We start from the raw sequence: 20,240 nt of genomic DNA, 5'->3' as shown, positions 1-20,240 counted from the left end.
ACATCACGGGGCCGAAGTGGTATCGACCGGACATGCGAGGGTCGATGTGGCGCGTCGTGGAGCATGCCGGCCACGTAAAAAGCATGCACAATTTCAGCTGCCAACAACAGCTACGCTCTGGCCGCCTAATCGCGGCTACGTTCCGTATCTGACGCCCGATGGGGTGCGGAACGAAGACATCGGGCTGGGCCAATCCTGCCGCACGCGGGGGTGAGGCCGAGATGTATGCCGGGTGCTGTGTTCCGCGGGAGGTTTTCACTCGCCGCCCGCGGTTCGAGATAACAGAGTGACTACACGCGTAGAGGCATCGATCTGACTGTCCCGGCACGGGGGTTCGATTCCCCCCGGCTCCATTCTCTCATTCAGCGGCAACTTGCGGAAAGTCGCGGAATCTCGCGGAGATCCGCGTCGTTCTGCGCAGCGCGCCGAGTTGGCGCGTTTCCCGATTTCCGCTGCTTTCCTGCCGTTTCCGACGCCTTCCGCTGCGCCTGGCGCTGCGCGCATGGTGCGGCGGTCGTCGGGGTCGCACTCGCGGCCCTATCAAACAGTTCGTCGGGAACGGAGTTAGCGTAGTGCTTGCCGCTAATGGTGATGCTGTGGCCGATCCACTTGCTCACGGCGAACTGCGGGTAAGTCATCGCCCATTCCTTTTCGCACGATGACCGAAGCGTCTGCCAGAGCCGTGCCCATGGCTCGACACCGGCCGCCGCCCAGATGCGGCGAACGCGCCGGATGACCGCCCCCTTGCCACCGATGGTGACCAGCCGCGGCTCGCCCTCGGGCATCGAGTCGAACCGCTCCTGCAGCAGCGCCATCAACTTCGGGGTGATCGGGACCACCCGCTGGCCGTGCCCCTCCCACCGCTCGGTCTTCGGGCTGTGAACCGTCAGGCGACCGCGCTCGAAGTCCACGTCGGCCCACGTGAGGCCCTGCGTTTCGCTCGGAACGCGCAACCCGGCGTATCGGGCCAGTCCGAAGGCCAGCCGCCACTCCGAGTCCGGACAGGCGTCGATGACCCGATCGATCTCGTCGGGCGTGACGTACCGGGTGTACTTGCTCGGCGTTGAGCCGCTCCGAAGCGTCTCGAACGGGTTGGCGTCGATCGCCTTGCGGCGTTTGGCCTCGGCGAGCATGGTCTTCACGTTGCCAGAGTGGGTTCTGATGGCCGCCTCGGAGAGCCCGAGGTCCTTGAGCGACCTGCGCCACGCGACGGCTTCCTCAACGGCGATCTGCCGCGCGGGCCGGTCTTTGTCGAAGAACTCCAGCAACTTCACCTCCGTCTGCCGGAGTTTGCGGATGCTCTCGGGCTTGAGTTCACCCTCTCGTTCGGAGATGTAGGCGCTCACCAACCCGCCGATGGTTGCGTTCTGGCGGTCCGGCACGAGGCCGACCGCGACGAGTTTGGAGTAGAGACGCTCTTCGAGGGTCGAGAGCCAGCGGCAGGTTTCGTCCGTGGGAGAGTGACCGTGCAGCGCCGCGGCCGCGAGATCCTCGACGCGGACCTTGACGGCGTCGGCGTACCGCTTCGGGACCTGCCCGAGCGTGATGTGGCGGGCGGCCCCATTGCCATCTCGGAACGTGATGAACCGGCTGCCGTTCGGTCGTGATGTGACGCTTGCCATCGGGCGGACCTCCGTGTCGCAGTGAGGGCTCGGCATGCCGAAGGGTCAAGGAGACTCCGGGAGTGGGTCGGCGGGATTGGCCGCGGGTGGCGGGCGGTCCGCGTCTGACACTGACGAAACTGACGAAACCTCGTTTCGCAGGCCGCGAGGGGCGATTGGTGCCGCCGTGGGCGGGGCTGTGTCAGGGGTCGGCGCATGGGCCCGCAGAACAAACTGCCGCGACGGACGCCCCCCACGCGGGCCAGGTGCGGGAGTGGACCAGTCCCCGTGACCGGCCTTCACGAGGGCTTCCAGTTCCGATTCGGCATCCGACACCCGATCAAGAGACCGCGTCCTCTGCCAGTCGCGGATGCTGACCGAACCGCCCTGTTGTTGGATGAGCGCGAGGCGACGACGCAGGACTCGCTGCTCGGCTGGCTCGGTGATGCTCAGTCGCGCGTGACGCTCCGACGCAGCGAGATAGTCGGCCCACGCGATCGCGGCGGCCATCGTCTCGGCGTCGATGCTCGGCGCGTCGACCGGTGTACCGGATCTGCCCCACGTCGCCAGCGCGTGGAGCGTGAGGGCGATGCGGAGGACGAGTCCGCACACCTTGCCGCCCCACGCCCTTCGCTCGGCAAGGTCGCCAAAGCCGAGCGCGGCTTCGGTGCGCAGTTGGAAGGCGTGATAGAGGGCGTCGGCCTCTGGGCTCAGGCCGATGATGACTGGGCCGTTGTCGGGGTGATCGCTGGGCATGAACGACAGCAGACGCAAGAGCGCGGCTTGCCACGTCTCACGGACCGCCGGTCGAATCGGGGCGGGTCGGACATCTCGGGAGCCAACGAGATCGGGCGGCGAGATGATCGCGAAGCGCGCGAGCAGACCGCGCCCCTCGGCTTGGGGATCGCACCACACCGCTTCCACCGCTGCCCGCTGCACACACAGGGCCACCGCGAGCGCCGGGCGGTCGATCACGTCAGACGGGCGACCGACGCGCTGCGCCCGGATCGGGTCGCCCGCGTGACCTTTCAGCATCGCGCCGTAGTTCCGCACGCCCGAGTACCGGCCCTGCACAATGTCCAGAGCGTCGCCCTCGGCGCTTGCGAGCAGGGCACGGCCGTCATTCTCCTTCATCTGGCGGACCAGCGCTTCTGGCGTTGGCTCGCTTGCCAGCAGCACAGGCACGGTCGGCACGGGCGACGCACCCATCTCCTGCGCGAGTCGAATCGTCTCGCCCTCCAGCCGAGCTCGCTCTTGGGGATCGTCAGACTTCGCTGCCTGATCTTCGAGGGCTCGGAGGCGTCGTTCAGCGATCCGGTGCTTCTGGGCCGCTGCGGCAATGACGGGGCTCATTTCGTGGCATTTGTCGGCTTCCCACTTCAAGATCGGCTGCAACAGTTCCGAGAGCACGGCCGACTTCCGAGTTCCTGGTTCGGAGAGCGCGAGAGCCCAAAGCGGTGCGGGTTCAATGTGATCTCCATGGCCGCGCACGCACGCGACGTTGCAGATGCACGCCGAAGCGATCGCCATTCCAAGAAGGGCCGCCATCTCCGGCGGCGTTTGTGTGGAACGGGAAACGTCAGCGAAGAAGTCGCGAATGGCGGCGAGGTCTGGGGTGAAGAGTGTGGTGATGTCGAACACAGGACCGTCGCCGTATCCACCCACGACGGACGGCTCCAGCACAAACGGCTTGGCGGTCTGGGCCAGAGAGTCGATCTTCGCAAGCACGACCTCGGCGTCGCTGCCCTCCATCGCGAGCACGTCCACGATGTCACCACGCGGCGGCAGCCCGGGCCAGTGCTCGACGAGACGTACGACGCGGACTTCAGCGGCACCCGCCGCGAGACACAGCCGGACGACATCGGCGGCGTACTCCTCGCCCGCTTCGTCGTTGTCCGGGAGCAAGACGACGACCTTGCCCCGCATGACCGACCAGTCCGACTTTGATGCCGCCTGGCTGCCGCCCGCGCTGGTCGTGGCGACGAATCCGATCGACCTTGCCGCGTCCACGCACGTTTCACCCTCAACCACGAGTACCCACGCACCGTCCGGCAGGCGTGCGAGTTCCGGGAGATGTAGCAGTGGCCTCGGCTCTGGATGGGCTTTGATGACCCACCGCTTGCCACGACGAGAAACCGGTCTGATCTCCTTCTCGCCTTTGGGAAGGTCCCAACGGGCGACCTCAAAGACCGGATCACCCGCGATGGCACGATATGTCCATCGCCGAGGTTCGGAGCCGAGGGTTCTCTCCAACGCGGCGACGGCTTCGTCGGCTGTTGCGAAGGAGCGTTGGTCGGACTCGCCTCGCGATTGAGCGGCCCTCGGGGAAGCCCGTCGTTGGCTCACCTCCCCATCACGGGGCGGCATGAGGTCCTTCATCGAGAGCCCAACAGCGGCCACGACTTCCTCAGGGCGACACCCAGCGTGACAACGCACGAGGCAGCGACCGTCGTCCCCTTTGGCGATGCTCAGGCTGGGACGGTTATCGTCGTGGGCGGGACACTGGCCGACCCACCCGTCGCCGCTGCGGCGGACGTGAACGCCCTTGGCACGGAGCGTCGCAAGAAAGGAATTGGTGGGGTCGTCGGAGGTGCTCAAACGTCACCTCCCCCACGATTGCCCTTCGCGGCATCGATGAATGTGCGCAGGTCAGCGGGATCGATTCGCACGCTGCGCCCGAATCGCGCACTCAGGAGCGATCTGGTGCGAACGTACGTTCGGACGGTCCGCTCCGTCACGCCAAGTACCTCGGCGGCCTGGCGGTAGGTAAGCAGGCGCTCCAACTCAATGGTGGGCTCCCGCGTTGAGAGCGCGATGTCGTGGCTCATGCGGCACCGCCACTCTGCGACGCACCCACCGGCATCGATGAGCCATTGGACTTCGCGGCTTGCTCAGACAGCCAACGCGTGAGGTCCGCGACCGGGAACACGACTGCTCGGTTGATCCGCGCATGAGGGATCCGGTTCTGGGCGACCAGCGTTGCCAGCAGGCGAGGCGAGATGCCGAGCGCCTTCGCGGCCTCGGACGACCGCAGTGCAAGGACGACGCCTGACACAGCGCGGATCGACCTGGTTCGGTCACCCTCCATGCGACACCTCCCGCCCACGGGACGCATCGATGGCTTCGAGCTCCTTACGCACCAGTTCTACGGCCGCCCGGTCGTACAGACGCAGCCCCCCAGCGCTCGCAGTGGGTCGGATGTGGCTTCGCGTGCGAAGCACATGAAGTACCCGGTGAATCGGCACACCGAGATCGGCGGCAAGCACACCGGCTGTTCTCAACTTTGGTACGGGACCTGGGGCTTTCACGTAGCGGGCTCCTTCCGGGATACATCCCTTTGAAGGAACACGCGCGCGCACGTGCGCAACCTGGAAGTGCTGGAATTCTCGATACGGACAGCACCCCGGGCGCGCACGTGCGCGCCCCCCTGCGCGACCCATCAACCCCTAGCTGTTCGCTTGCTTCCGCTTTCCTCGCCGCTGACGCGCGCGAGATGCGGAACTGCCTGCCCGCTCGTCTTTCTGTTGCTCTTGATACAACTGCGCGATGCGGCGTTGCTGATCAGGAGAGAGCGCTCGGAGGCGTTCTTGCTCAGCAGGCTTCGACTGTGCGACTAGCTCAGCCATAGTCGCATCCACGTCTTCTGGGGGGATGTATTGATCGGGTGCCGCCTCTTTCCTCTGAGTCGCACGGTCACGAACTACCTCGTTCATCTGCTGGGTCTTTCGGGAGCCCGCTCCTTGGCCACTCCGTTTCGCCCACCCTCGGAGTAGGGTGCTTGCCTTGATCGCCTTGAGCACTGTCCCCGTGGAGCACCCACACTCCTTTGCCAATGTGCGGCTGTCGGTGTAGCTCTCGCCGCGCTCCCGCTTGGCAAGAAGCAGCGCCTGCACCTGCTTCCAGTCCGTAGCCTTCCGGTCCTGAGAGAGTTGCGTAGTGGCCTGTACGGTCTGCGCCAGCAGTTTCTTCAGGAGATTCTCGACCGTCTCCGAACTGAGGTCGGGTGTCGCTCGATCTGCTCCCGTTGCAAGCGCCGCCTCCGCCTCTCGCCCTGCGCGTACGAGAAGATCGTCGAACTCGATGGAGGGGCACTTGAGCAAGAGCAATGCCCGCTCGCGAATCTCCGGCCTCGACTTGTTCCAATCGGACTCAAGAACGGCCCAAGCATCCATCGGTGCTTGGGTTCCCAGTCGCGCCTTTGCTTCCTTCCATGACTCGCTCGCGCGCGATTCCAGCGGGTGCAGTCGGTCTTGGTACACCGCGTTTCGGACAGCGACTCCAAGTCCGTCCGCGACTGCCTCGATCACGCTTGGAGATGGCCGGAGCTTTCCAACGCGAATGGGCGGTGATCCGGCCGAGTAGCACGATCTTGCCGCGCCTCGCACATCTGGCGTCAACAAGGCTGTGAGGTCAAGCCATGACACCAGCGCTCTGCCATACGCGAGGCCCAGCCCTCTAGCGTTTGGCCCCGACGCATGACGGGCCATGTGCGCGAGTGTCGCAGCTACGTCGAGGAACTCCATGAGTGCCCCATAGGCAGCATTCACGGCACTCACCATGTCCGCACCCGCCGGGGCACTCTCGGGCTCTGGATGATGCGGGATGCTCTTCAGATCGCTCAGTTTGGCGTAGACCTCAGCCATGCACGCCTCGAATCCTGCGGCGTCCAGTCGCGCTGGGACTTCGGCCTCCGTGTAACGGTTGATGTGCCCTCCGAATTTCCCCAGCAATCGCTGCGCTTCGGCTGTCCAGCGCTTCAGTGGCGGTCCCCGCTCGTCGTCAACCCAACGGGCGACCTCGGGCAGCGAGGCTTTCGCAGCATCGAGAGCTTCCCGCCATCGATCGACCGCGAACACCATGTCGTCGTACGCGTCGTAGTGGCGGCACCAACTCTGGAACATCCGAGGCGCTCGCGCGCGGCGCTCCGCCTTCCGCGCAGTGAGTTCCTTGAGCGTGGTTATCCCTTCGGCAAGCCCCCAAGCGACGTCCTCGGTGTCCGGCCGTTCGCCGACCGGGCTGTTCGCGATGGACGCCTGCCACGCCGCCCACGCCTGAAGAACTCGCCTGGACAACACATGCAGCATTGAGAAGCGGTCGATCGCACGGTCCAGCGCGCCGGGCCCATCACCTGAATCGGCGTTGGACTCGATCGCGCTGTGGGTTCGTTTGGCCATGCCCGATCACTCTCATCGCCCGGCTACGGTCCCTTTCACAAAGCGGCACTCCGCGATGACGTTCTCCACAGCGGCATCACAAGCCAAGCCCAGCTCCGTTGCGTCGAAGCCACTCTCGCCGATCGCGGTAGTCGGGCATCACCTTGTCCACCTCGTTCCAGAAGGCAGCGGAGTGGTTCGGATGCAGCAAGTGGGCCAGTTCGTGAACAACGATGTAGTCGATGATCGTTGGAGGAGCCATCATGGTCCGCCAGTTGAAGTTGACCGCACCGCTTTGTGTGCATGAAGCCCATCGATGCCGAAGCTCCATCACACGGACGGTCCTGACCGTCACCCCCATCCGCTTGCTGAAGTGCGCGACGCGTCGCCGAATCCAGATAAGCCCCCTCTTCCTGTAGAACGCCTTGAACGACGCGGTAGCCTTGGTCCGGCTGGCGGGTGTCACCTTTGACTTCAGACAGAAGAAACCATCCCTCAGGGCGAGCGGATATTTCTGCCGCTCCACAATTCTCAGGCGGTAGGAGCGACCGAGATACGGGAACCCCTCACCATTGACGAACTCGCGTGTGTACCGCTTGGCATTGAGTTCGTCCCACTCAGCGATGGCCTTGTAGATCTGCGGTCGCTTGATCTCGATGATCCGGTCAACCTGGGGATCGGTGAGTTTCTCGGGCACAAGGACAGAAACGCTACCGTCCCGCTCGACATAGATACTCGCCGTCTTGCGACGGCTCCGAGTGAGCGTGTACAGGATGTCCTTGTACTGGCGCATCAACCAACCACATCCTTGTGCCTTGCACGAGCCAACGCCGTCAACTCAGTCACCAGCTTGTCCGATCTCTCCATGATGGCCTCGATGTCGCTGACGAGCAGCATCTCCGCGAGGTCGCCCTTGAGCCGGGCAACCTCGTACCCCTTACTCCAGAACGCAACCAGACCGATCCGCTCCTTGAACAGTCCGAACACTGCCGCCGCGAGTATCTTGACCGGCTCTTCCTGCCCCTTTGGCGTTCCGTCATTGCCATAGGCAATCTCAACCATCAGATCGTGGAACGGTGCGACCATCGGCGGCACGCCAGTCTCTGTCGTCTCGCGTCCCTTCTCGACCTCCTGGCGCAGGTCATCAAGCTCCTTGCAGAGCAGCGTCCAGTCTTCCTTGTGCTTCTGAATAAGGGCTTCGAGCTTCTCGCTCAGCTTGGTGTAGAGCGCCGGATCTTCCTCGATGTGAACCTTGATGTGCTTGCGGATGGCGTGCTCCATCTCGCTCGCCTTCGCCCGGGGATTGGCGTGCTTGGACAACCCCTTGACAAAGTTGGGGTCGATCAACTCGATGGGCGCGATCTTTGGGTTGATGCCCAGACTGATCAGGTGCTCGTCGATGAGCCGCTTGACCTTTTCCCCAGCACCCGCGAGGTTCAGACTGTTGTCCTTGTACCGCTCACGCGTCTGAGCGAGGATGTACCCGAACCGCTTCACGGGCACCTTGAACGGATTTCCCAGCGTGTGCGGCAGCACGATGTCAAGACTCTGCATGAACTGCTTGAGATAGACCTCGAAGGTCGCCCTCATGCGGATGTCCTTGAGGGCCTCCACGGCCTGCTCCAGCACCGCATAGGTCTGCTTTGGGTCCCTCATCCTTTGCTGGACGAACGCCTCGATCTCGCCGACGCCCTTGTCCTTGAAGAGATTCACCAGACGTTGATACCGGCTCTCCAGTATCGGAACCTCGGTCTCGATGTTCTTCAGCGAGTCCTCGATGTCCTGCTTCTCATCCGGATCCGCGTCTTCCCTGCTGTACTGCCCAAGGGCCTCCTTGAGATGTCCAGCCAGACCGATGTAGTCCACGACGTACCCGCGGCTCTTCCCCTTGCTGACACGATTGACGCGAGCGATGGCCTGCAAGAGACTGTGTTCCGTCAGTCTCTTGTCCAAGTACATGACCTGCTCGATGGGCGCGTCGAACCCGGTCAGCAGCATGTCGCAGACGCAGAGCAACGCGATACCCGTGTTGGCCTTCTCAGGATCGTCGTACTCGAACTTCCTTTTGAAGTTCTCGACGGCGTCCATCAGCTTGCCCTCTTTGCGAGCGGCGGTGATCTCCGCCTTCTCGTTGGTCTCGTCCGCCGACACCACTACCGCCGTCTTCAGGAACTCCAGTTTCTTGATCCACGCGGGGTCCGCATTGGGCTTCATCCTCTCCGCCGCGACGTACTCCTTCAGCGCCTGGTCGATGTACTTCCGGTACAGCACCGCGGCCATCTTCGACGACGACACGACCTGCGCCTTGAACCCGTTGGGCAGGATGTTCTCGGCATAGTGCCGAACCAGGTCCTTCGCGATCGCCTCGATGCGCTTCGGCGCTTCGAAGATATCCCCCGAGGTTCCGTACTTGAGCTTGATCGCGATGAGTTCCGCCTCGGTACGGTCCTTGAAGAGATCCTCGAACTTGGTCTCGAATCCAGCCGGGTCATTGATGGCCGTCTCGGCGGTTCGTCCCTCGTACAGAATCTGGACCGTCGCCCCGTCCTCGACTGCGTCATGGAGCCGATACTTGTCGATGTAGCCGCCGAAGCGCTGCCATGTCTTCTTGACATGGCGGTCCATGATCAGCGGCGTACCCGTGAATGCGACCTTGGTCGAGCGAGGGAATGCCTCGAAGAGGTTGTCTCCAAGGTCGCTCCCTTGCGTCCGATGGGCCTCGTCGATCATCAGCAGGATGCGGTCGGAGGTGTTGATCTCGCCGAAGCTGGCGAACTCGGGCACCGGCTTGCCTCCCTTGAGCGCCTTGGCGAGGTAGTCGGGCGTGTTCCGTTCCGACGCCTCCCTGAACTTGTGCATCATCACCATGTTCAAGTTCGAGGACGTTGTCGCGAGCTTCTCCTTCAACTCCTGTGACGACTGGATGACGGTGACCGTCTCGCCGGAGAGCGTCGCCGTCTCACTGAGCTGGTCCTCAAGGTCCACGCGATCGTTGACCAGAACGATCTTGTAGTCCTTGAGCGCCTCGGTGCGGCGCAGCTTCCGGATGGCGAAGACCATCGTCAGACTCTTGCCGCTGCCCTGCGTGTGCCAGACGACGCCCGACCTCTCCTCCGGTCTCGCACCGGTCTCCATGCGAGCCAGCATTTTGCCGACCGCGCGGTACTGCTGATACCGAGGCACAACCTTGACCCGCTGCTTCCCCGTGTCCATGAAGATGACGAAGCTGCGGATGATGTCCAGCAGCGTCGCCTTCGGCAGCATGCCCTGGATCAGCTTCTCCTGCGCCCGTTCCTTGCCGAGCGGCGGCGTGTACGTCCGGTTCGCATCGGGGTAGATGTCGCGCCAGACGAAGAAGTACTCCTCATCGGTCGAGGTTATGGACCCATAGTCGGCCTTCTCGCCGCAGGTGCGGATCAGCAGTTGATTGGTGAAGAAGAGGCGCTCGTCGCCCTCACGCAGCCCCGCGGCCTTCGTCTCCGGCCGCTGGTTGCTGTACCGCATCAACTGCAGGAAGCACTCGTACATCGGGTTCGAGGTGAACTCGTTGGCGTCCTTGCACTCCACGACCACCAGAGGCATGCCATTGACGAAGAGGACGATGTCGGGCCGCACATGATCCCGCGTCCGCCCCGGCGTATCGATCCTGTACTGGTTGATCGCGACGAAGCGGTTGCGATCGGGGTTCTCGAAGTCGATGAGCGTGACGGTCGGATACTCCTCGCCCGTCACCTCGTTGCGGTCCACCTGGATCTTGAACAGGAGCTTGAGGATCGCCTCGTTGACTTCGAGCAGCGACTTCCCCGTCGCGAGCCGGACGCCGCTGATCTCCTCGTACAGGTCTTCCTTCTGGGCATCCGTCAGCCAGGCGCGGCCGTCGGGCAGCCGATTCAGTGCGTCCAAAGCCGCAAAGAACTCGCCCTTGATCACCACCTCACGGAAGTCCGTCCGCAGACTCGCCGCGGGGTCGATGGGGACGCCCTCACCCTGATCGATGACCACCCAGCCGAGCGCGGCGAGTTGGTCAAGGAAGGGCCTTTCGACGTACCTGTACTCAGACATGGCGTTTGGATCTCGTTTGGAAACTCTCCTGTTGCCCTGCTAGCCAATCCTAAACCACTGCTATCAAGACTCTTGCATCATCGGATTGGCTAACCGAATGGCTAGAGCTTGGCTACGCATCATCTTCTCGCAGGGGTTTAGCCAATCCCCGGTGTGGGCTCCTCATGGCGTGCGTCCTGACATGCCACCCTTGTCCTTCCCCTTCGCCGCGTCGTACTCGTCATGGAACCGCTTCAGCCCCGGCAGCGCCTTCTGCGCGACCTTGATGAACTCCGGATCCGTCAACGACTCAAACGTCACGCCCATGAACAAGAGCTTCACCCGCATCTTGCCGACGATCTCCGCGGCAGACCCGAGGACACTACCCAATTCCTGCGCCAGCATGTCGCGGATGTCGGCCTCGCTTGGACTGTGGCCAATGAAGCGCAACCAGCGCGTGGGCGGCGTCTTGACGATCCTGGGCAGAATCTGTGCGGTCAAACGGTCTCGCGTCGCATCGATGGCCTTCTGCAGTTCCTGCTCCTGCTTCTGGCCGAACGCCTCGACCCTGACTCGAAGTCGTCTCACTCGGGCCTCAAACGCGGCCTTGTTCTTCCGCAGCACCACGGGCTTGTACCCACGCAGGACAACGAGATATCGCTTGCGGATGGCGTCGCAGTACCGCTTCATCCGCTCGCCCGAAAGTTCCGGATGGTCCCCTATCAGCCCCACCGAGGTCTTGATCGCCCTGTTCAACTCCTCATCCGTCGTGAACTTCGCCAGGTCCGGCGGCAGCTTCACCGACCGCTTCTGAATCAGGACCGACTCAAGGCTCAGATCAACAAACTCGAAATACGCGTTGAAGACCCGAACCTTCTGGGCGATGTCGAACGACAGCGGCGGGTTCTCTTTCAGTTCCGTCTTCACCTCGGCGATCTTGTCCAACTCCGCCTTGTCCAATCCGATTGTCTGGGCCTTGACGCCCTCGGGGCCTTGGCCCAGCTCCGCTGCGATCTTTGCCGAAGGCGTGCCCAGCAGCACAGCATTGGGCTGGCTCGCCTGCTTCGGCCCCGCCTCAATCAGCCGCGGCGTGGGCGAGAAGACCATCGTCTGATCATCGGCAATCAGCAGGCCGATGCGAATGCCCGCCTGCCGGTGCAACATGGTCCGCAGTTCCTGCCCGGCGTCCTCCAGCAACGTGAGCGCTTCCGGGTCGCCGTACCCAAGGCGGTAGACCTCGGGATCAACATCGAGGATGACCGAGACCTTGTCCCTCCCCAATCTCCGCCACGCGGCAACCAGTGCCTCAGCAACCACCTTCGTTGCAGCGGGGGCGAGGAAGACGATCTTCTGCTGCGCAGAAGAGATCAGCGCCCCAAGCGTCTGGTCGTTCGCGATCGTGATGGCGTTCGAGGCCGTCATGCTCCCAGCCCCTCGTTCCTCGGGTCAGGCATGAACGCCCTCCGTTCGCGCCTTCACGCCTGCTTTGGGCGAGCCATTGGACGTAACGCCGTTGCCCGGATCATTGTGCTCCGGTTTCACAGGTACTTTCCCGGTCAGCAGATCCTGCATCAGTCCCAGCTTGATGCGGCGTAGTTTCGCAAGATGCGATTTCTCGCTGCTAACGCGATCTCTGGCGGCCCTGAGGTGGTTGGCGATAGCGGTCTGCTCGTCGCGCAGCGGTAAAGTGACTTGCACAAACTTCAGATCGGCGAGATTGATAACCTGCTGCGCCGACCCATTCTGCTTCTCGAACAAGCGAGTCTTGCCGATGGACGAGAGCAAGTACTCCATGACGAATGGCGTAACTACTTCTTCATCGAGACGAATGAGCGCGACTTGGCGAGCAATGTTGGCATCTCGCAGTTCAACTGGAACGACCGCCACTTCACCGGGATAACCAACCAATGACATCACCAACTCGCCGCCTCGCAGCAGGGTCCGCCTATAGGTCGCCGAAATGGCCTTCGAGATCGTCCGCAACTCGCTGATCGCGATCTCTCCATCGTAAACATCGCCGCCTCGAAGAAACCTCACGCCTTGATCGTCCTCCGCGCCAGGCTGAACAACGCCGTATGTGATGGAAGAGCCTGCCGCGACGAGCGACTCCAACGCAGCAACACTCCACGAAGCGGGGATGAACCCGACCTCCGATTCCTTGTACAGCTGCGGAGCCTCGTCGTGGGTGGGGCGGAGGCGGCCATGCTCATCGACGCCGCGGGTAAACAGGTCGTGCATCAGCCCCTGCTTGATGGACTGATACTTCGCGATCAACGCCTCGGTCTTCTCGATCTGGTTGTCAACCGTCGTCAGAATGTCGGCGATGCGACGCTGAACTCGGTAATGGGGCGACCAGAACTCAACGCGATACAAATAGTTTCGGTTGATGCTCGGAACGCCCGTCGCCTCGTTCAGGGATGCGAGATCAAACCTTGCCAAGTTGAAGAACAGCCACTTCGCATCGACCTCCGCCTTGGCGACGACGCCATATGCCGTATCGATCACCCAGCATGGTTTCGCAGAGAAGAGCGGATTGCCTAGCGTTCCCTTGCGACCGACGACTGTGATCGGACCGTCGAACAAGCTTCGCAGGGCAAATCCCTGAACCCCGCCAGTGCCATAGATGGGGTAGCGCCCATCTTCGTCGCGAACCAGCGATGGAGAGGCTCCGTATTCAACATGGGCCAACTCACGCAACGACTTACGCATAGCCCAACTCCACGAGGAACTCGTCGAGCTTCTTTGCCTCTCGATCGCGCTCATCGAGAATCGTCTGGGCCGTCACCGCGTACTTGCCATGCAGGTTCTCGACCGCCTCGATGAGGGCGCGTTGATGCTGGCGGAGGTAGCCGTCGAACTGCTCACCAAGCACTCTGCGCAGCCGGGCAAGGATGAGCGTCTTGGCCTGCTCGGGCATGATCTTCGCCCGCGCCGCGGCGATCAGTTCATCCTTCTTCCTCTCCCCGGCGCGAATGTTGGCCCGCAGAGTCTTCAGTTCCTCTTCCAGCTTTGCGTGGGCTTCGAGGCGCTGGTCAATGGCGGCGATCTTCGCTTCAAGCTCAGCCATCTCCTTGTCCAGGGTGGCCTTCTCGGTTCTCAGGCGCGTGGAATCGGCGTTTCCGCCGCCGGAACCACGCCCGCCGCCGAGGCCCTTCAAGTCCCGCTCGATGATCTTGAGAGACTTCTTCTTGTCGCCGAGGTCGCCGTTCAGGTTCTTCCGCTGCTCCTTGAGCGCCTTGGCCACGGCCTTGGGCAGCACGCCCCCCCCATCACCCCCATCGTCGGCAGCATCGACCTCGTCGTCCGCACCATCCTCGTCATCGTCGCCGCCGGCGGCAGCGTCGAACAGGGCTTGAAGCTCGGCGATGCGCGCCTCGTCCTTCTCCAAGGCCGCCCGAACCTCAGGGAACTGTGATTCAAGGATCTCTTCCTCGGGGATCAACTCCGGCGTCCAGCCGCTCGCGGCGATGGACTTGAAGTCGGCGGACAGGATCTTCATGTAGCTGGCAAAGCAGCCGCGAACCTTGAAGCCGTCGAGGATGCCCTCGGGCACAAGGGCGTCGGTGATGGACGCGAGAAACTTCCGGCGCAGTTCGTAGACGTTGCCGGGCTGGCCTTTGGTGGGGGCGAGCTTCTCGATCAGGCCGACGTTCTTCTCCCACCAGACTTGCAGGACGGCATGGAACGCCTTGGTCTTGGCGGTCAGCCCGGGCGCGGCTTCGATCAGGGGCTTGATCTGGTCCTTCTCCTCGATGTCTGCGGCGAAGTCGCAGTAGGCGGGATCGTGCTTCCGCCTGGCAAAGAGCCGCTCCCGAATACCGGGGTACAAGTCGAAGGAGGGCTTGAGGGCTTCGATCTCGGGGGTGGGGATGCCGCCGAAGAGGTGGGCCTTGACATCGTGCGGCTCGGGCGGCGGCGAGTTGTCCACGTAGCGCCGGATGTTGAGGTTGAACTCCTCACGCCTGAGTTCATCGGCCGAGACCTCGCGGCTGTACTTGGGGACGGTCTGGCGGTTGTGGTAGACGTGGGCGATCTTCTCGATGTCCTCGGGTCGCAGCGAGTTCTGGTTCTTGCCCTCTTTGTACTCGCGGTCGGCGTTGATGAACAGCACGCTCTTGCGGTTGCTCGCACCGTTCTTGTTGACGACGAGGATGCAGGCGGGGATGCCTGTTCCATAGAAGAGGGCAGGCGGCAGCCCGATGACGGCGTCGAGCACGCCGCTCTCGATGAACCTCTGCCGGGCTTCCTTCTCCGCGCCGCCTCGGAAGAGGACGCCGTGCGGCATGATGACGGCCATGCGACCCTTGGGCTTCAGGACCGCGACCATGTGCTGGACGAACATCAGGTCCGCCTTCTTGCCCGTCTCGGGCATGAAGGTGTGGAACCGGCCGTCGAACTTCAGGTCTTTGCGGCTGTAGTTCTGGCTGAACGGCGGGTTCGCGATCACGCGGTCGTAGGTGCGAAGCTCAGCGCCTTCGAGATGCTGGGGGTCCTTGATGGTGTCGCCCTGGCGGATGTCCGCCGCGATGACGCCGTGCAGGATCATGTTCATGCGGCAGATGGCCCAGGTCGTGCCGTTGTTCTCCTGGCCGAGCAGTTCGAGGTTGCGGGGGTCACCGCCGACCTCTTCGACGAACTGCTTGGACTGGATCAGCATGCCGCCGGAGCCGACGCAGGGGTCGTAGATGCTCATGCCCTCGGCGGGTTCGATGAGCTGGACGAGCGTGCGGACGACCTCGGGAGGCGTGAAGAACTCGCCGCCCTTCTTGCCCGCTGAGTCGGCGAAGAACTTGATGAGGTACTCGTACGCCGCACCGAGGAGGTCGGGGAACTCGAAGTCCTCGTTGCGGAGAGGGATGCTGTCGAAGTTCTGGATCAGCTCGACGAGCGTCTCGTCTTCAAGAGGCCGCTGGCCGATCTTCTTGTTGAAGTTGATGCCCTTGAGGACATCCTGAAGGGTGTTGGGGTTGGCATCTTCGATGGCCGCGAGGGCTTTGTTGAGCTTGTTGCCGACGTTGGTCTTGAGGTGGCGGATCTTCTCCCAGAGAGCGTCTTCAGGGACGAAGAAGGCGTACTTGTCGGGGTTGGCGAGCAGCTTCTCGATGACAGCGGGTCTGGTCCCCTTGGACTCCAGGTCGGCCTGCATAGCGGCCCGGTCGGCCAAGAACTGATCGCTCATCCGCTTCAGGAAGAGCATGCCGAAGATGAACTCTTTGAAGTCGGAGGCGTCCATCTTGCCGCGCTGGATGTCGCAGGCGGCGAGGAGCAGACTTTCGAGCTTGGCGAGGGTCAGTTTCTGTGTCATGGCGAGCGCAGCGTTCAGCAGTTGCGGGGAGGAAGACCAAGTCCCAGCATATCAGCGGCGTGTGCTCGGAGTGGTCGGCACCGGCCCAGAGAGCGGCTCGCGGTCTGGGTCCGCCGCTCGGCGATGCGCGGCGTTTGTCCGGTGGTGCGGTCGGATGGAGACCGACCGGCGGGAGGTGGTGTGGAGGTGTGGATCGACGACGCTTCATCGGAGCGTGGCCGCGACTGCTGCCCTTAGCCGCTCCGTCTTGCCGCTCCCCTACTCGAACGTCCGGTCCAGCGCCTCCCGCGCCAGCCGCATCTGCTCGTCCCACGGCGTCCCCAGCGGCGGGAGGTGAGAGCCGCGCCCCACAGGCGGCGGTCCTCCCATCACCGGGGATCGCAACTACGGCGGGTACGGAGCGGTAAGTTCATGCCACAGATCGATCACGGCAATGATCTAGAGATCAACGATTCTGCGGCGATGTACTGCGAGTAAATCATGCTGCGAGTCCGGCAGTCCACTGAAAAGCAGTTCATGTGAAATGCTTGGATTACCGACCGCTGTCAATATTCTTGAACTCTTGAACAATCCTGCAGCAGCCGACAATAACGAGAAGCACTATCACCATGACCATCACGTCCCACCTATTCTGCTGTGTCGCACGCTGGCAACACAGTTGCTCCCACGACACACTGATTCACGATGTCATTATACAAATGTACACTCCTTTCGGGTAGACGCTAAATTCCTAGCGTCCACTCTCTTCTCTTAATCGCCTCCACCACCTCCGTGGGCTGGATGTGGTCGAGGTAGCGGATGGTCGTGAGCAGCGATCGGTGCCCGAGTTGGCGGGAGATGATCCCGACATCGACGCCCTCGGACCGGAGTTGTGCCGCGTGCGTGTGCCGCAGCCCGTGCGCGTGGACGCGTTTGGCGATCCCGGCTTGCCGCCCGAGTCGCTTCATCAGCCGCCGCACGTATCCGGTGGTGACGGGCGTGCCGTAGGCGGTGCAGAGCAGCGGAGCGGCTGCGAGTGGGTCGCGCTGGCCGTCACCCGCCCGTCCCCGTCGGGGGTTCGCCCGTGCCGCGGCACGCCCCCCCACGCGCTGGCCCCTGCCGCGTTCGGCGAGCCAGGCCGCAACGACGGCGGCCGCCCCGGGGTCGAGGCCCACGGCCCGGTACCGATCGCCCTTCCCGTGAAGCACGCGGACGATCCCGTTCCCAAGATCCACGTCCTTGGGCTGGAGGGCCAGCGCCTCGGAGACTCGGAGCCCGGCCCGGTACATCAACGTGATCAAGGCGCGGTTTCGGAGTGCGACAGCGGTGTACCTGCCGCAGGCGTCGAGCAGGGCCCGGACCTCCGCGTCGGTCAGCACCTCGGGCGGCAGGCGGCGCTTGGGCTTAGGGCGTCTCTGGGATCGTGCGGCCGTTGCGGCCGATGCGGCCGTGGTTCCCCGTACCCGTTCTACTCGCTCGCCCGCGGCCCATGCGGCCCGTGCGACCCGTCTCTGAACGACACCCGATTCCCGCTTCCGCTTCGCCCCGTCCGTTCTGCTCCTGCCCGTCTGGCTACCTCGCATGCCCTTGCTCCCGCTGGAGTTACCGCTCGGGGAGCCGTTCGCGGGAGCATCCCGCGGCTTCGTTCCGGCGACCAAAGCGGTACCGGGTGATGGAGGGGCGAGCAGGGAGCAAGTTCAAGCCTCGGCACCGCGACACTTGGCCTTGAATCAAGCCGTTCGTTCTGCCGCCGAAACACATGTTCTGCCAACAGATGCCACGTGCGAAACCTGGTGGCGGTTCAACCGGATGCTGCCCAACGCATCCTCTTTCGAAGTATTCACGCGACTGTTCGCCAGACTTGAGGCAGCGTCGGGTTCACACCGCGCTCCACGCACCAATGCGGGGTCATGGCTCCCCCGTTTCCTCGCCGATACACTTGTCAACCTGTGCATCAGTCTCACCGCGCCAAGTCATCGGCAATGATCGCCCGCATCAAGCGGTCCAGGGTCGTGCTCTGGCTGGTGGTGACGCTCATCGCTCCGGTGCTGGGACTTCAGGTGTTCGGCGGCACGACGTTCCTGTCTCACGCGCACGACGGGCATGGTTCGCACCTCCACGCTTCATTTTCTCCCGAAGCGGCTCGGCACTCCGCGGATGAGCATCGGCTCGGCCATGCATCGGGCTCCGCGACATGCAGCGATGTCGAGGCCGATCACGGCGTCCCATCAGAGTCAGATCAGTCACAGTTCAGACCGACAGGGCACCATGACCATCCATCCGACCCGGAACGACCGGGCGGTCTGATCATTTCCATCCCCGACCTCGAGCAACTCCTGTCTCGCGGGCCGGATTTGGCACAAACGCTCCACGCGGCACAGGCCGTCCCGTGCGTTCTCGCTCTGGGATGGGCTCAGCCGGCCGTGGCCGAGGAAGTCGGATCGCCGGGCGGGCTATTTGTGCAAGGGCCGGCCCATCTCTCATCGCTCACGGCCGCCCAGCGGCTCGTAAGAACGAGCTGCGCTCTGCTGATCTAGGCCACTGTCATCGTTCATGGTCGCGCCACATCGCTTCGCCATTCTGGCGAGGCCCGGGCGTCTGTGTATCGGTGCGTCAGTCCGCGTCTTGACCCGACTGTCTCGACGCGACCTCCATCAGGATCTCATCTTGAAAACTGCGTCCACAAACGTCGCACGCGCGCGGCACGCCAGCCGGTGCGCCGCCGCTTCAAAGGCACTGTTCGCGGGCTTGCTGTCGAGCCTGGCCGGCTGCCAGTCCTACGAGCCGAAGCCGCTGGATCTGGACGCAACCAGATCCGCGTGGCTCAGCCGATCACCGGAGGACTCGTCGGTCCGCGAGTTTGCTGCCGCGCTCGATCGCGTCGAGGGTGGCTCCCAGGCCGAAGGCTTCGATCCGTCGGATGGGATCTCACTCGCCGAAGCCGAAGCGGTCGCGCTGGTGTTCAACCCGGACCTGCGCCAGGCACGCCTTGAGGCCAATGTGACCCGTGCGACCGCTGCCCATGCCGGCCTTTGGCAGGATCCCGTGCTCGGTGTCGATCTGGAACGCATCGTGTCCGGTGCGGGTGGAGGGGCGAACCCGTGGGTGGCCGGTTCGACCATCGGCATCACGATCCCAATATCGGGCAGACTGGAAGCCGAGAAAGCCAGAGCAGACGCTGAACTTGCCGCCGAACTCGACCGCGTGGCTGCCAAGGAGTGGGCAACGAGAGCCGCACTGCGAGAGCTGTGGGTCGAGTGGTCGGCCGCTCGAGTTCTCGCCGAAGTCACCCAAGAACTCATCACAAGACTCGGTGAGATCGCATCGCTCGCGGACCAGCAGGAGAAAGCGGGCTCCATGACCCGCGTCGATGCTCGCCTGTTCCGCGTGGAGCTTGCCGGTCGTGAGGCCGACCTAATCGCGGCAACCGCTAGGGTAGAGGAGCTCGAACTGCAACTGAAGGCAATGCTCGGCCTTGCACCGGACGCCGCGACCACGCTTGTGCCGACGCTGACATTCGCGGCACGCACGACAAGCGCCGACGAGCTCGTGCCGTTGCTGGATTCATGCAACCCTGAACTCGCTGCCGTGCGCGCCGAGTACGAGCTCTCTGAGCAATGGTTGCGAGCTGAAGTGCGCAAGCAATACCCAGACCTTACCATCGGGCCGGGCTACGGAAGCGACCAGGGCGACGACAGAGTCCTGCTTGGGCTTTCCCTTCCGATCCCACTCTGGAACCGCAACCAGCAGGGCATTGCCTTGGCGTCCGCCGAACGCGAAGTTGCAAGAGGTCGATTCGAGACGACCTACGAGCGTCTCTCCTCCAGGCTCGCCATCGCCCTGACACGCCACGAGGCGGGCAAGGCCCAGCGTTCCCTTGTCGAGTCCAGCGTCGTGCCGCTCGCCGACGAGCAGGAAGCGGATGTGCGCCGTGTCGCGGCGCTCGGGAGGATCGATCCCTTGCTACTCCTCGAATCCCTCAAGACCCAGCACGCCGCGAAGGTCCGGCTCGTTGAAGCGAGGGCGAGCGAGTCGATCGCGGCCGTGCGACTCGATGAGCTCATCGGGCCGCCGACTCCCAGCATCCCACCACCCGCTCCCCAGGTGCCCGCACCGGCGGCACCAACGACCACGCCGAACCACTCCGCGGCGCAGCGCTGA

Annotated in this window: 13 protein-coding genes and 1 other RNA gene; 3 read left to right on the top strand and 11 right to left on the bottom strand. The window is 63.4% G+C overall.

The window, feature by feature from the left end:
* The first annotated feature begins 7 nt into the window (after positions 1-7).
* Positions 8-356, top strand: a transfer-messenger RNA (tmRNA) gene (gene ssrA / locus KF838_14285).
* A gap of 6 nt (positions 357-362) precedes the next feature.
* Here ssrA and KF838_14280 read toward each other — a convergent pair.
* The 11 genes from KF838_14280 to KF838_14230 all read right to left on the bottom strand — a co-directional run bounded on the left by KF838_14280 (position 363) and on the right by KF838_14230 (position 17,662).
* A complete protein-coding gene (locus KF838_14280; GenBank protein QYK47945.1) occupies positions 363-1,622 on the bottom strand; it encodes a tyrosine-type recombinase/integrase in 1,260 nt (419 codons plus the stop codon).
* Positions 1,623-1,667: 45 nt separating this feature from the next.
* On the bottom strand, positions 1,668-4,001 hold the full coding sequence (locus tag KF838_14275; GenBank protein ID QYK47944.1) for a DUF3987 domain-containing protein: 2,334 nt from the start codon (positions 3,999-4,001) through the stop codon (positions 1,668-1,670).
* Positions 4,002-4,195: 194 nt separating this feature from the next.
* Positions 4,196-4,429, bottom strand: a complete 234-nt coding sequence (locus KF838_14270; GenBank protein ID QYK47943.1) for a helix-turn-helix domain-containing protein — start codon at positions 4,427-4,429, stop codon at positions 4,196-4,198.
* Positions 4,426-4,689, bottom strand: coding sequence for a helix-turn-helix domain-containing protein (locus KF838_14265; protein ID QYK47942.1), 264 nt, complete (start codon positions 4,687-4,689; stop codon positions 4,426-4,428). The genes KF838_14270 and KF838_14265 overlap by 4 nt, the downstream gene beginning before the upstream one ends.
* A 358-nt stretch (positions 4,690-5,047) precedes the next feature.
* The gene (locus KF838_14260; protein ID QYK47941.1) at positions 5,048-6,775 is read right to left on the bottom strand and encodes a hypothetical protein; all 1,728 of its coding nucleotides are present in this window, start codon (positions 6,773-6,775) and stop codon (positions 5,048-5,050) included.
* Positions 6,776-6,851: 76 nt separating this feature from the next.
* Positions 6,852-7,547: a M48 family metallopeptidase gene (locus KF838_14255; GenBank protein QYK47940.1), complete on the bottom strand. Its 696-nt coding sequence runs from the start codon at positions 7,545-7,547 to the stop codon at positions 6,852-6,854.
* On the bottom strand, positions 7,547-10,816 hold the full coding sequence (locus KF838_14250) for a type I restriction endonuclease subunit R (protein QYK47939.1): 3,270 nt from the start codon (positions 10,814-10,816) through the stop codon (positions 7,547-7,549). The genes KF838_14255 and KF838_14250 overlap by 1 nt, the downstream gene beginning before the upstream one ends.
* Before the next feature lie 162 nt (positions 10,817-10,978).
* Positions 10,979-12,217, bottom strand: coding sequence for a hypothetical protein (locus tag KF838_14245; protein ID QYK47938.1), 1,239 nt, complete (start codon positions 12,215-12,217; stop codon positions 10,979-10,981).
* Positions 12,218-12,241: 24 nt separating this feature from the next.
* Positions 12,242-13,558 (bottom strand): restriction endonuclease subunit S, encoded by a 1,317-nt coding sequence (locus KF838_14240; protein QYK47937.1) that lies wholly within the window; start codon positions 13,556-13,558, stop codon positions 12,242-12,244.
* Entirely contained in the window at positions 13,497-16,100 is a 2,604-nt protein-coding gene (locus KF838_14235; protein ID QYK47936.1) for an N-6 DNA methylase, read from the bottom strand. Before KF838_14235 ends, KF838_14240 begins: the two co-directional genes overlap by 62 nt.
* 722 nt (positions 16,101-16,822) lie before the next feature.
* On the bottom strand, positions 16,823-17,662 hold the full coding sequence (locus KF838_14230) for a site-specific integrase (GenBank protein QYK47935.1): 840 nt from the start codon (positions 17,660-17,662) through the stop codon (positions 16,823-16,825).
* Positions 17,663-18,028: 366 nt separating this feature from the next.
* Between KF838_14230 and KF838_14225 the strand changes: the two genes are divergently transcribed.
* Positions 18,029-18,616 carry a hypothetical protein gene (locus tag KF838_14225; GenBank protein QYK47934.1) on the top strand — a complete coding sequence of 196 codons (588 nt, stop codon included), beginning with the start codon at positions 18,029-18,031 and terminating at the stop codon, positions 18,614-18,616.
* Between the two features lie 130 nt (positions 18,617-18,746).
* Complete coding sequence (locus KF838_14220) at positions 18,747-20,240, top strand: TolC family protein (GenBank protein QYK47933.1); 1,494 nt, start codon at positions 18,747-18,749, stop codon at positions 20,238-20,240.

It is taken from the genome of Phycisphaeraceae bacterium, from assembly GCA_019454185.1.
GTDB lineage: Bacteria > Planctomycetota > Phycisphaerae > Phycisphaerales > UBA1924 > JAHBWV01.
This window is presented reverse-complemented; position numbering and strand designations above follow the sequence as displayed.